The sequence below is a fragment of the Streptomyces sp. NPDC002092 genome (genome assembly GCF_053593775.1).
In genome coordinates this window covers 1-12777 of the sequence record NZ_JBSFDG010000039.1, presented here as the reverse complement: position 1 = coordinate 12777, position 12777 = coordinate 1, and the positions used below count along the sequence as shown (strand labels likewise).

Sequence of the window (12777 nt, the reverse complement as noted above, 5' to 3'; positions counted from 1 at the left end):
CGGGTTGCCGAGACGGATTCGTCGAACAACCTAAGCGCCATCACGCCATGCGTGGCGGTACCGCCCGCACACACCGCCGCGACGACCATCGCGACGCAACTCCGCGTCCGCGCCGAGCAGCAGACGCCCGAGTGGAAGACGCGTTACGCGGTCCGCTCCGGAGTGGAGAGCACGGTCAACGAGTTCGCCCACGGGCACGGCATGCGGCGCTGCCGCTACCGAGGACAGGGAAAGGTCCATGCCCAGCACGTGTTGACGGCCATCGCCGTCAACATCGAGCGCCTCGGCGGACTGTCACCGGCTGAGGAAGCCCCCAACCCCCGCCAGCCGACTGCCTTCCAGAGCTACCTCGACCAGCGCGAGATCCCTCGCCTGAAGTCCTGGCGAACCCTGGGCAGTTGACTCCGCCGACACCAAGATCCCCGACAGAGTCAGGCTGAACCGGCCCCAGTGCCCCTCGTGACCCGGTCAGGCGCGGGAGAGGCCCGGCCGGCGGCAGGCGAGTGCGAGTTGACGCCCGCTCTCAGGCACACCGAACAGCGTGGCTAGCCGCAAAGCGCCCCGGCCGTGTGGCAGACCCCGCCGCGCAGTCGCCGCTTCGTCGGCCGGGATCTCCAACTCGACAACGTGCACGACGCACTGGGAGTCAGCCGCTGGGTAGCAGTGCACGCCACAGGGACGGGCATGGGCCGGCGGAGCTGGCTGTCGAATACGTGCACCGCTTCCGCGCCGACTACGACCTCATGTGGTGGGTGCCAGCCATGACCCGCCACCACGCCGCCCGCTCGCTGGCCAAGCTGGCACGACGTCTGGAGCGCACTGCGGCACACGACACCGAAGCGGCAGCTCAGCACGCGCTCTCAGCACTAAAGGCCGACACTCCGTACAGCCGATGGCTTCTCATATACGACGACGCCAGCAGCCCGGAGAAACTGACCGGCCTCTTGCCCTCGGGCTCCGGCCGCGTCCTCCTCACCGTACGCGACACGACATGGGAGGAACGGATGCCGCTGTTGTCCTACGCACCGAACAGTGATCAAGCGGAGGCCATGCGACAGGTGACCAGGGGAGCGACACGATGAGCAGGGCCGACACCCTCGGAAACTCCAGTGCCTTCGGAGCCGCCCGAACAGCACGCAGCTCGCGGCGCAATGCCATCAACAACGCGATGGGGGGAGACGAAGCGGGCAGCGCGGCCCTCCCCTGGACGACGGGTCGCTGTAATGGCTGGAGGAGCCGGCCAGAGGGTAAGGACGCCGGCCGTCGCGCTCGGGGGATGTGGCGCGACGGCCGGCTGCTCGGGGGCCGGTTCAGGGGCCGGTTACGGTCATCCGGTGGGCCGTTCGTCGACCACAGGCATGAGCTTCCCGCTGCGGGGGTTGACCTGCAGTTCGTTGTAACGCTTCCACTCCACGGTGATCGGTCCGATCATGCCGGCGGCCACCGTGTCGACGATCATCGGCCGGCTTGCGTGCAGTTCGGCGACAAGCGCCTGGGCGAAGGCCTCGGTCTCGGTGTAGTCCGGCCTGGCCGCCAGTCGGATGAGAAGGCTGTCGAGGCCGTCGGCCCTGCGCTCGACCAGCTGCATGCCGATGATGGCCTGTGCGGTGTCCAGCTTGTCGACGATGGCCCGGAAATCCTCTGTGTAGAGCGAGACGGGTCCCACCCGCACGCCTTCGGCGTGGCGTCCCTGCAGCCGGAAGAGCCCCTTGTCGTAGTCCAGCCATTCGGCCCGGTCGCCTACGGGGTATCGCAGCACCGGCATGAGCCGCCGACGCAGATCGGTCTTGATCAGGCGCCCGCTGCGGCCCGTTTCCCTGATGGGCTCCCCGGTGGCGTCGTCGATGATCTCCAGGATGCTGTCGCGGTCCGGCGCCAGGAACATGCGCTGGTCGGCTCCGCGCAGCGGGCGGCCGATGACGCCGGCGTCGGTGCTCCCGTAGATCGCCGCACAGATCTCGGCGTTGGGAAAGGCGGCGGCCAGAAGCCGCCGCTGGTCTTCGAATACCGGCTCGCCGGCGAAGAAGATGATTTCAACGGACGGGAGTTGGTGGCCGTGCTCCAGCATGAAGCCGGCGACACGGCAGATGGTTGTCGGGGTGGAGCATGTCACCTGGACATCGAAGTCCTTGAGGATGGTGTGGACCGCCTCGGGCGATGCGGCGCCGCCCATGGGCAGACGCACATTGTCCGCAGTGATCGTCGTGAGGCTTTCCTGCCACAGCAGGAAGCTCGCATACAGCTCTCCGCCGTAGAACAGGTTCGCTACGCGGTGTCCATGGCGCAGCCCGTTCCTGGCCATGGACTCGGCTATGCCGGCGACGAAGTCGCTCCATTCACCGCGTGTGTAGCAGGCGAACTTCGGTGCCCCCGTGGTTCCGCCGGTCTTGAGGACCACGCCTTCGGTGAGCGGCTGCGTCAGGACGCGGTTGCCGGATACGGTGTTCGCCGACCAGAAGTCCGTGTGGTCGATCACGGGGAGATCGGAGACGTCGTCGACCACGTCTGGTAGATGCATGTACAAGTCGCCGTAAAATGGGGAGTTCTTCCGGACGAACTGAACGATTTCGTTCAACTTACGGTGATCCATCGTCACCTACCCGCGTTCAGGATGGCAGGGGCCTTTTTGGGGCCTCCCGCTGTGGATTGTGGAATCCCAGTCTTCCCGCGGGTATCCCTTCACGCATCGCGCACCAGTGGAACTTCGGGGGTTCGGGCCACCTCCGTTGGAGGAGGGTTCGGCCGCCGGATCGCGGACTCATCGAAAGGACGAGCCGGGGTCGAGGCGGTGTCAGCCCCGCACGGCGATGCCGTCCAGCAACAGCCTCACTGCCGCCCGAAGTTCGCTCTCGAGAGCGCCTGGCTCAGCTGTCGTGGACTGCGACCAGCGGTAGAGAATTCCGAAGTAGACATCGTGCAGGACGTTTCCCACTTGCTCCGATGCCACGTCGGCAGCGAGTTCCCCCTTGCTGCGGCCCGCCTCCACCACCTCGGCGAATATGCGGCCGATGTAGGGCTCCTCGGTGAGCGGGCGGCCCGCCTTGACCCAGGCGGACAGCATGGCGGTGGTGAGGTCGCGTTCCTCCTCGTTGATGCGTCCGAGGACGGCCATGCACTCGTAGAGTCGGGACACCGTGTCGACACCGTGAGTGGGTCCCTCCTCCCCGAGGGTGGCCAGCAGTTTCAGGCGACGCTGCTCGCCCCAGGCGCTGATGAGGTCGTCCTTGCGTTGGAAGTAGTTGAAGAAGGTCCCGCGTGCGACGTCGGCCCGCTCGGCGATCTCGTCGATCGACGTGTGGTCGTATCCCTGCTCGGTGAACAGGTCGAGTGCCGAGGCGTACAGGCGGTCCTTGACCCTCTGCTTGTTGCGTTCGCGACGGCCGATCGGCTGTGTGGCCTCTGGCATGAGCGAGCCCCTCATTCTTCTCCAATCGTTCGGACGCCGCGCACGGCAACCGACACCCATAGAATTTATACCAGAGTACATCTATGGCTTGTGGTCATCGTTGGTGGGGACAGTGACATCGGGCTGCCGGCCAGGTGGCGGCACGGCGGCCCCGACGTCACTCCATCCGATCTCTAGGCGGGTACTGCGCGATGTCTGGTGAGGCTCTTGGAGAGGCTTGCCAGGCTCTCCGTGCCCAGCAGCTGCCCCAGCGGGACCTCGATGTTGCAGTCGGTGCGCAGCCGCCGTTGCAGCACCGTGGCCCTCAGCGAGTCGAGACCGAAGTCACGCAGCGCCCGACGCGGGTCGAGCCCGCCCGGTGGCATGCCGAGGATGTCCGCGGCCTGGTGCAACAGCTCGTCGGTGGTGAAGTCCCTTGGCTCAGTTGCCTGTTGAGCAGTTGCCTGTTGAGCAGGGGGCTGAGGGGCCGGTGACGGCATCGCCGGCTCCGCTGGAATCAGGACGGGCCCGACCTCGGCGGGCGCCGCCCGGCGTGTCCCGCCGGTCAGCTGGTCGGCGATGCAGCGCAGCCGTGCGATCCCGGCCCGCAGACGATGCGCCGGCGGACGACCGTGCCCGCGCAGGCGGCTGAGGCGGACACCCCGGAACTCGGCGATCATCCGGCCGTCGATACCCAGGACGAGCACATCGGCGACTGCCTGCTGTGTCCCTGCCGGGTCCCTGAGGGCGGCCACACTCCAGAAGTGCTCGGGCAGGCCGCTCACGAGCCGGACGTCGTCGAAGCCGGTCGGGGCGTACGCGTGGCGGGGGGTGCCCGGCGAACGGGACGAGGCGCAGGCGGCGAGGATCGGCTGCAGGCAGCTTTCCCAGGCCGCGTGCGGGTGAGCCTTCGGCCTGCGCATGCGCGCCACTGCTTCCCCGTCCCGCCGCCACAGTCGCTCCACGCCCGCGAACGCCTCGCCGATCTCCAAACCCTGTCCCCGCGCGAGTTCGGTGAACTCGGCGGCGCAGACGTACTCGGCGCATCGGGAGAGAGCGGCGTCCAGGGCCCATGACCCCTCGAGGGCATCGGGGTCGTCCGTATCCCCGGTGTCCAGCACGGCGGTTGCGCACAGAACGCGCTCGCCGGTTGCAGAGCGTTCGGCCTCCACCTGCGCCCGGCGGGCTCCGTGGGTGTCTTTCACGGTGACGCGGAGGGTGAGGTCACCGGGCGCCGCCAGGTCGACGAGTTCCGTGCCGAGTCTGACCTCTTTGAGAGAGCCCGTCAGCCCGGGGGAAGCCTCGTGCCCTGCCTCCAGGAGCGCCGCCAGGCTGACGGCCGGCGGCAGGGGGCTGACACCGTGCACGCGGACCTGGCCGGCCCACTCGGCCACGTCCAGACGGGCCAGGTCGATGCGGTGGACGAACTCGGACGGCTGCACGGGCGTGAGCCCGGCGGGCGCCGGCCGGAAGACGGCCGTGTCCCAGCTGTACGAGGGCAGCGGCACGGACCGGATCCTGTCCCGGTACCGCCGCTCCCAGGACACCCGCCCCCCGGCCGCGAACAGTCGGCCTGTGGACCGCGTGAGTTCGGCCGGTTCATCTGCATGGCGGCGCAGCGTGGGGACGGCGGTCCCGGGCGAGCCGGCCTCGGCCAGGGTCTCCTCGATGGCCGCCGTCAAGACGGGGTGGGGACTGACCTCGACGAAGACGTACTCCCCGTCGGCTGCCACTTTCCGTAGCGTGTCGACGAATCGCACGGGACTGCGCAGGTTCTCGGCCCAGTAGTGAGCGTCGAGTTCCGGGCCGAGGACCGCACCACAGCGGACCGTGGACATCATGCGGGTCGTCGCGCGGCCCGGTGACAGCGCGGTCAGCTGCTCCACCAGGTCCTCACGTATGAGGTCCATGTGGGGCGAGTGCGAGGCGACATTGACGTTCACCGTATGGCATGGCACGCCGCGGGCCTCCAACTCGGCCGACAGGGCGGACAGTGCGCCGCGGTCGCCGGCCAGGACGGTGCGGGTGGGGGCGTTGTGCGCCGCGACGCAGATCTCGCCTGTGCGGGTGGAGATCTCCCGGCGCGCCTGTTCCGCAGAGAGTTCGACGACGAGCATGGCCCCTCCGCCGGCCACGCGCTTCATCAACTGACTGCGCCGGCAGACGACCGCAGCTGCGTCTTCGAGTGTCAGCGCACCGCTGACGCAGGCTGCCGCCACCTCGCCCATGCTGTGTCCGACGATCAGGTCCGGCTCGACGCCCACTTCACGCCACGCGGACGCCAGCGCCACCTGCATCGCCCACAGCGCGGGCTGAACCTTCTCGACCTCGTCGGGGAAATGCGCACCGGGGTCGGTCAGCAGCTCCTCCACCGACCATCCGACCTCGCAGCGGATGGCGCGGTCGCACGCGCGCAGCGTCCGGCTGAACGCGGGAGACGAGGCGAGCATGGTGCGGCCCATGCCGAGCCACTGCGAGCCCTGGCCGGGGAAGACGAAGCAGATCCGTCGCGGTGCGTCGAATCCGGCCTCGGTCATGGCGCCCTCGGGGGTGCTCTGCCCGGCCGCCAGTAAGCGCAGGGTACCGGCCAGGTCGTCGTGGGAACTGCCGGTGGCCCACAGACGGTACGGGTGGGCGTCGCGCGTGGTGGCGGCGGTGGCGCAGATGTCGGCCAGCCGGTGGCTGCGGCCTTCGCCCTGCGGGGCGAGATGATCGGCGTAGGCGTCGGCGAGTCCGCGCAGCGCCTTCGGGGAGCACGCGGTGAGGGTCAGAAGGTGCTCGTCGCTGTCGCGCGCGGCCGGCCCGTGTGCCGTGTCGTCCTCGGGGCCCGCGATGAACTCGCCTATGACCACGTGGGCGTTGGTTCCGGAGAGCCCGAAGGAGCTGACTCCGAGGAGAGCCTGCCGTCCCGCTCTGCGCAGCGGCTGGTTCGAGGTGACGAGCTCGACCGGCAGCCTGCCGTCGGCGAGCAGCGGATGCGGTGTGTCGACGTGGAGGGAGGCGGGGACGACTCCGTGCCGGGCGATCAGCACGGCCTTGATCAGCCCGGCGAGACCGGCGGCGGCTTCGGCGTGGCCGATGTTGCTCTTCACCGACCCGGTTCTGAGCGGATGTCCGGGGCTCCGGCCGTCCGCGGTGGCTTCGGCCAGGGCGGACAGCTCCACCGCGTCCCCGACCCGGGTTCCGGTGCCGTGGGCCTCGACGTAGTCGAGCTGCCCGGGAGTGATCCCCGCACTGCGGCAGGCCTCGCGCAGCATGTCGGCCTGGCCGGTCACCGAGGGCCTGAGCAGTAATCCGCTGCCCCTGCCGTCGTTGGTCACCGCGCTGCCGAGCAGGAGGGCCAGGACGGGGGTGCCGTCGCGCAGAGCGTCCGGCAGCCTCTTGAGGACCACGGTCGCGACGCCTTCACTGCGGACGAAGCCGTCGGCGCCGGCATCGCCGAAGCGGCAGCGCCCGCCGGCGGAGAGCATGCCCCCTTGGGAGTAGGCGATGGAGTCGTACGGGGACAGGATGATGTTCGCCGCGCTCGCGATGGCGAGGTCGCTCTCGCCGGTCAGCAGGCTCTGCCGTGCGGAATGGACCGCCACGAGGGAGGACGAGCACGCGGTGTCCAGCACGATGCTGGGACCTCGCAGGTCCAGCGCGTACGAGATGCGTCCCGCGGCGACAGCCCTGATCCGGCAGCCCGCGGCGTGGTGGATGTGGGGGCCGTCGGGCTGCGGGGCCGTCTCCGCGTACTCTCCCGTCGCCTGGCCGACGAACACCCCGGTGCGCGTTCCCGCGAGGGAGGAGGGGCGTATTCCGGCCGCTTCGAGGGCTTCCCAGGTGACGTGCAGCAGGAGTCGCTGCTGAGGGTCCATGGTCCGGGCTTCGGCCGGTGACACCCCGAAGAAGCCCGCGTCGAACGAAAAGGCGTCGTCCAGGAAACCGCCGTCCCTGGAGACCGTCTTGCCCGGTGTCGCGGGCGCCGGGGAGTGGTACGCGGCGGCGTCGAACCTGTCCTCGGGGACGGGGGCGACGGCGTCGATGTTGTCGATCAACATCCGCCAATAGTCGTTCACGCTGTTGGCCTGCGGGAATCTGCAGCCCATGCCCACTACGGCGACCGCTTCACCAGCGTGTACCGAGTGCTCCATGTACGAGTCCACCTTTGATGAGTAGGGAACTGGGGCCCGCCGTCGAAGAGTTGGCAGGAGGACGTGCATGGTGCTAGCCGCTAGCGGGATACAAACTTACACCGCCGCCCAACCTTGGCCTCAAGGAAGCTGCAAAGTGCTTCAAACTTCTCGCAAAGTGGCCCCAAGGGCTCGTCGTTTCGCCTGTTAAAGACCGTTTTGCCCGCCATGTTCCGTGACGTGGGTCACGGCATAGGTAAACTTGCCTCTATGGTTGAACTCATGTCTATGATTATTCTCGAGTTCATAAATTGCTCGAGGCGGGGGAGCGGTGATCGAGGTCGCGCGTCGCGGCCTGGCTCCCGACAACGGCACAGCCGCCGCGCAGTCGGAGTTCGCGATCGAAGGGTCTTGAGGGCACACCATGACGATGAGTCCCGAGTACGTAATGCCCATGCCGCTGGTCTCCGTGGAGACGCAGCAGTCCGTGACGAACCTGGTGCTGGCCGACTACGACCCCCTGTCGAGGCAGGTCCTCAGCGACGCGCTGCGTGCTGCAAGTGGCCGCGAGGGCCGTCGGCTGCGGCTGCTGGCGTGCCTGGACTCCTACACCCCCGTGGAGACATGGCCCGGCCTCGACCACGCGGACGTCGTCGTGCTCGCCCCCTGCCCGCAGGTCGACACCGATGCCACGATCCGCCTGCTGGTGGCACGCGGTGTCCGGGTGGTGCTGCTCCTCGCGCGCTGGGACAACCTCGCACTGAACCGGGCCATGGCGGCGGGCGCGTCCGGGTGTCTGGTCAAGGACCTCGAAGTGGACCGGATCCCCGCGGCTGTTCAGGCCGTGGCCTCCGGATACGCGCTGCTGTCGGCCGAGTTGATCGCGCTCTACCGGCCGGCGTCCCCGCACGGCGGACACGCGGCCGCCGACTCGGGCAAGCCGGCCGGCCTGCCCCTGACCGGACGTGAGCACGAGGTGCTCAGTCTCCTGGCTCGAGGCATGTCCACGGCCGAGACGGCCCGGGCCCTGGGCGTCTCACCCACCACGGTCAAGAGCCACGTCTCTCACGCGCTGCCCAAGCTCAATGCCCGAAACCGGCTCGAGGCCGTCTTGATGATCAAGAACGCCGACTGAGCTGCTCCGTGTCTCTGCAGGCAGGTGACTGATCGCATGTCCCGTGGTATCTCCATCGGCGTCGTCGGAGGCGGCGCCGCCGCCGTCTGCCTCATAGACGCCCTGGCCGGGGCGGACGGCTCCTCGGGCGAGCTCGTCGTCTTCGAGCCGACGCCCCATGTGTGGCGGGGGCGCGCCTATCAGGTGGACACGGAGATCCTCAGGATCAACGCCACCCCCGAGGACATGTCGGTGCGCGGGGGAGACCCGGCACACTTCCGGCGCTGGCTCGCCACACGAGCCGGCGCCTCGGGGACGGGCCAGGACGCGGACTTCCGCTCGGCCGCCTACTTCCCCGCCCGCACCCTCTACGGTACGTACCTGGAGGACTCGGCCCGTGCCGGACTCGGCGCACTGCGCCGCAGGGGCTGGCGTGTGAGCGTCCTCAGCGAAGCCGTCACCGCGGCTCGCCGCACGCCTCACCAGGTTCTGCTCAGGACGGACCACGGCCGGCAGCGGTGCTTCGACCACGTCGTTCTCGCGGTCGGCGCCGGCAGCCCCCAGGACGTGTGCAGGCTGCGCGGCGCTCCGGGGTTCCTCGCGGAGCCCTATCCGCTGTCCACGACCCTGCGGACCCTCGCCGACGACGACCATGTCGTCGTGATCGGCAGTGGCCTCACCTGCGTCGACATCGTCCTCGCGATCGCGGCCCGCGGCCACCGCGGCCCCGTCAGCGTGGTGTCCCGCGCCGGGATCCTGCCCGCAGTACGGCAGCGCCCGCACCCGCTCGATCTGCGCCACCTCACCCCACAGCGGCTCATGTCCGTGGCCGCCGCCTCGGGCGGGCTCACCCTCGACGACGTGTGGGGCGTGGTCCAGGCCGAGTTCCGCGAAGCCGGTGGGGCAGCGGACACGGTCCTCGACGAGATCGCCGGTGTACGGCGGGACAGTGCGCTCGACCGGCTGCGCCGACACCTCGGGGCCGTCGACTCGCCGGACCCCGCCCTGCGTCTTCTCCAGCACGCCATACCCTCGGCAGGTCCCACCCTGTGGTCACTGCTGCGCGAGGAGGAGAAGGGCCGAATCCTGCGCAGGCACCGGCGGACCGTCATGAGCCTGTGCTGTCCCATGCCGCCGTCCAGCGCCGCCGTGCTGCTCGCCCTTGCCGAGAGCGGGCAGTTGCGGGTCCTCGCCGGATTACGTGGCATCCGGCCCCGGGCCGCAGGCGGGTTCGAGGTCGAGATCGCGGCCCGGGCCCGGTTTCGCGCCGACAAGGTCGTCAATGCGACCAGTGCGTCGCCCGAGTGCTTCGCCGCCGGCGCCTGGCCTTTGATGTCATCCCTCATACGGGACCGTGCCGTCGACCGCCACCCGCACGGCGGCCTCCAACTGGAGCCGGTCAGCGGCCGCCTCGTCAGCGACGGCATCGCGGACCCGCGGTTGTCCGCACTCGGGAGTGTGGCGACCGGCGCCCAGTTCTTCACCTTCGGCATTCCGCTCCTGGTCGCCCAGAGCCAGGGCATCGTCGCCGCCCTGCCGGAGCCCGCCCGGCGAGCGACCCCGCCCCGCAGCGGCTCGGTGCCGCGCCACGCCACCCGGCCGCTGCCAGTCACCCGGTGACTGCCCACCGCCCACGGACCGGGGGCCGCGGGCGGGCACGGGTGCGGGACGGGCCCGGCCAGGACGCCAGAGCCGTTCGGTCAGGACCGGTCCCGCGAACGCCGTGACCAGGCCGCCGTTGATCAGGGCGAGGGCGGGCGTGTCCAGATGCTGCCGGCCGGCGACGGCCGCCACGAGGTACGTCAGGCCCGGAGCGGCGGAGGCGAGCAGGACCACGGTCATGGGGCGGGTGCGCTGGATGCCGACCTGGAGGACGAAAAGGGGCAGCGCGACACCCGCCACGGCGATCACCGCGCACAACAGCGCCTGCGAGCCGAGCAGCGCCCGTACGGAGGCTCTGGGGCAGAAGACCAGCGCCATCAGCGCGAGCCCGTACGTGAGGTGGAAGCGATGCGCGTTCACCTGCACCGGGGACACGCGCAGCGCGCCCAGCCGAAACGACAGGACCGGAATCGTGGCCGCCGAGACCCCGGCGAGCGCCGCGGCGCCCAGGCCGGCCGCGAACGCGGGCGACCCCTGAACCTGGCCGGCGGACACCATGCGCGCGGCGGCCGCGAGCGAGAGCGCGAGGGCCACCGCTGCGACGGCCAGTGCCGCAAGGCCGGGTGCCTTGGCCGGCCGGCGCAGGCGCAGGCAGGCCAGGGCCAGGGGGCCGACACCGGACTCGACCCCGACGGCCAGGGGCGCCGGGACTAGCGAGAGTGACCAGTAGAAGCTGAGGAAGGTCACGGCGGTGGCGACATTGAGCAGGCTGAGCAGCCGCCCCTGTGCACCGCGGAAGGTCCCCCCGCTCGCCCGTCCTCGCCGGAACCTGGCCACGAGACCGAACACCAGCGCCGATGAGCCGAAGGCGACGAAGGAGAGGAACAGGCTCTTCGTCCCGCTGAGCTGATCCGACAGCAGACCGTTCGACACGGCCTGCAACACGACGGCGACGACCACCAGCATCGGTCCACGCACAGGTGGCACCCCCTAAGACGACGCGATCGCAGCAGGTCAGCAGGCGAGGGACGGCACGAGGAGCTCATGCCGCTGTCCCCGGGTGCCGTCCGCCGGGTCATGCATCTCGTACAGCAGCCCGCTGTCCTCGAGGGCGTGCACACGGTCGACGTCTGCGAGGACGGCCGCGGCGTCGGTGCCGACGAAGTAGGCCAGGCCCGCAGTGCCTGTGGTCAGCAGCGGATCCTTGATCTCGGTCCCGAGCGAGGGCAGTTTGGCGAAGCTGCGAAACGTCGGCAGCCGGCGAATCACGTCAAGGCCCGGCATCGCGCGTACCGTTCCCGCGCCCTGGGCACGCAGGAAGACCACGGCGAACGGACGGCGGGGGGCGTAGGGGCGGGCGGCCAGCTCCTCGAAGGGCGCCTTCTTGAGAACGGCGTCGGCGAACAGCGTCGCCTGGCTGTGGCCGAGGGCCGCCAGATACGGATCGCTGGGCAGAATCGGCCCCATGAGGCGGCAGTTGACCTCGATCAGGCGCGGTCCTGCATCCGTCAGCCGGATCTCGGTGTGCGCGGCTCCGTCGCTGACACCCAGCGCGTCCAGGCACCGCAGGCCGTACGCGACCACGGCACGGTCCTTGGGGTCCAGTGCGACCTTGAGCGTCTTGTGGCGCTGGATCGGTCTGCCCTCGACCTCGTCGAAGCGGACCGTCAGAACGTCGCTGACGACGTGCCGGCCCGCGACGGAGACGGTGTCGAGAATGTAGTGCGGGCCTGCCAGGTACTCCTGGAGCACCACCACGTCATTGCGCCGGCCCAGCAGGTTCGCTCGTCCCAGCAGGCCACGGACGGCCTCGTACACCTGCGCCTCGGTGTCACAGATGGCCAGCCCGTCGCTGCCCGCGCTGGCGGCGGGCTTGACGACCACGGGGTAGTGCACGAAGCGCGGCAGCGCCGTTTCGAGTTCCCCCTCGCCGCTCACCGCGGCAGTGGCCGCGTGCGGGACGCCCGCCCGCCGCAACGCCTGCGCCATGGCGAACTTGTCGCGGCGGGCCCGGGCCAGGTCGACGGCGTTGTGCGGCAGGCCGAGAGCGGCCGCCAGTGCGTCGGCGAGGGTCACCCCGACCTCGCTCCCGGCCAGGACGGCATCCGGCCCGTACCGCCGCAGCGCGCTCAGGGTTGGACCGAAACCGGTGTGGAGCAGCTTTCCGCCGGGAGGCGGATCGGACGCGAAGGCCGCTTCGAGTTCCGGCTGGTACACGTGAAAGGTCTCGACTCCACGCTCGCGGAACGCCTCCGCGAGGGACGCCCCACTGGAGACGGGGTCGACGATCACGATCTTCGTCATGGGATTCCCCTGCAGTCTGCGGTCTGCAGGCCCTTGTGGGCCCGCGGTGAATGGTGCGGGGGCGGGCCGGGCCCGGCCCGCCCCCGGCTCTCAACTGGCCTCGTCGACCCAGCTCATCAGCTTGCGCAGCTGCTTGCCGGTGGTCTCCAGCAGGTGCTCGGGGTCGGCCGTCTTGTACTCGTTGTACTTCTTCAGACCGCCGTGGTACTCGGCCATCCACTCACGCGCGAAGGTGCCGTCCTGGATCTCGGCGAGGA

8 protein-coding genes and 1 pseudogene are annotated in these 12777 nt (G+C 69.9%); 4 read left to right on the top strand and 5 right to left on the bottom strand.

Features of this window, described 5'->3' with window-relative positions:
- The first annotated feature begins 51 nt into the window (after window positions 1-51).
- Both ACWCRD_RS43890 and ACWCRD_RS43885 read left to right on the top strand, forming a co-directional pair.
- A complete protein-coding gene (locus ACWCRD_RS43890) occupies window positions 52-402 on the top strand; it encodes a transposase (protein WP_450971280.1) in 351 nt (116 codons plus the stop codon).
- Window positions 403-761: 359 nt separating this feature from the next.
- On the top strand, window positions 762-1082 hold the full coding sequence (locus ACWCRD_RS43885; protein ID WP_450971279.1) for a hypothetical protein: 321 nt from the start codon (window positions 762-764) through the stop codon (window positions 1080-1082).
- A gap of 245 nt (window positions 1083-1327) precedes the next feature.
- Here the strand turns inward: ACWCRD_RS43885 and ACWCRD_RS43880 are convergent, their stop codons facing one another.
- The 3 genes from ACWCRD_RS43880 to ACWCRD_RS43870 all read right to left on the bottom strand — a co-directional run bounded on the left by ACWCRD_RS43880 (window position 1328) and on the right by ACWCRD_RS43870 (window position 7476).
- Window positions 1328-2590, bottom strand: a complete 1263-nt coding sequence (locus ACWCRD_RS43880) for a phenylacetate--CoA ligase family protein (protein WP_450971278.1) — start codon at window positions 2588-2590, stop codon at window positions 1328-1330.
- 201 nt (window positions 2591-2791) lie between these two features.
- A complete protein-coding gene (locus ACWCRD_RS43875; protein WP_450971277.1) occupies window positions 2792-3406 on the bottom strand; it encodes a TetR/AcrR family transcriptional regulator in 615 nt (204 codons plus the stop codon).
- A gap of 173 nt (window positions 3407-3579) precedes the next feature.
- Window positions 3580-7476, bottom strand: coding sequence for a type I polyketide synthase (locus ACWCRD_RS43870; RefSeq protein WP_450971299.1), 3897 nt, complete (start codon window positions 7474-7476; stop codon window positions 3580-3582).
- A gap of 448 nt (window positions 7477-7924) precedes the next feature.
- Here ACWCRD_RS43870 and ACWCRD_RS43865 point away from each other — a divergent pair, with 448 nt between their 5' ends.
- A complete protein-coding gene (locus ACWCRD_RS43865; RefSeq protein ID WP_450971276.1) occupies window positions 7925-8635 on the top strand; it encodes a LuxR C-terminal-related transcriptional regulator in 711 nt (236 codons plus the stop codon).
- Window positions 8636-8671: 36 nt separating this feature from the next.
- The gene (locus ACWCRD_RS43860) at window positions 8672-10234 is read left to right on the top strand and encodes an FAD/NAD(P)-binding protein (protein WP_450971275.1); all 1563 of its coding nucleotides are present in this window, start codon (window positions 8672-8674) and stop codon (window positions 10232-10234) included.
- Window positions 10235-11230: 996 nt separating this feature from the next.
- Here ACWCRD_RS43860 and ACWCRD_RS43855 read toward each other — a convergent pair.
- Together ACWCRD_RS43855 and ACWCRD_RS43850 are read right to left on the bottom strand one after the other, a co-directional pair.
- Complete coding sequence (locus ACWCRD_RS43855) at window positions 11231-12520, bottom strand: ATP-grasp domain-containing protein (protein WP_450971274.1); 1290 nt, start codon at window positions 12518-12520, stop codon at window positions 11231-11233.
- Between the two features lie 90 nt (window positions 12521-12610).
- Window positions 12611-12777, bottom strand: a pseudogene (locus ACWCRD_RS43850) (ketol-acid reductoisomerase); the annotation flags it as partial.

What these genes read in the sequence shown, in the direction of transcription:
- ACWCRD_RS43865 (WP_450971276.1), top strand. Translation starts at nt 7,925, where the DNA reads ATGACGATGAGTCCCGAGTACGTAATGCCCATGCCGCTGGTCTCCGTG.
- ACWCRD_RS43880 (WP_450971278.1), bottom strand. Translation starts at nt 2,590, where the DNA reads ATGGATCACCGTAAGTTGAACGAAATCGTTCAGTTCGTCCGGAAGAAC.
- ACWCRD_RS43870 (WP_450971299.1), bottom strand. Translation starts at nt 7,476, where the DNA reads ATGGGCTGCAGATTCCCGCAGGCCAACAGCGTGAACGACTATTGGCGG.
- ACWCRD_RS43875 (WP_450971277.1), bottom strand. Translation starts at nt 3,406, where the DNA reads ATGCCAGAGGCCACACAGCCGATCGGCCGTCGCGAACGCAACAAGCAG.
- ACWCRD_RS43860 (WP_450971275.1), top strand. Translation starts at nt 8,672, where the DNA reads ATGTCCCGTGGTATCTCCATCGGCGTCGTCGGAGGCGGCGCCGCCGCC.
- ACWCRD_RS43885 (WP_450971279.1), top strand. Translation starts at nt 762, where the DNA reads ATGACCCGCCACCACGCCGCCCGCTCGCTGGCCAAGCTGGCACGACGT.
- ACWCRD_RS43855 (WP_450971274.1), bottom strand. Translation starts at nt 12,520, where the DNA reads ATGACGAAGATCGTGATCGTCGACCCCGTCTCCAGTGGGGCGTCCCTC.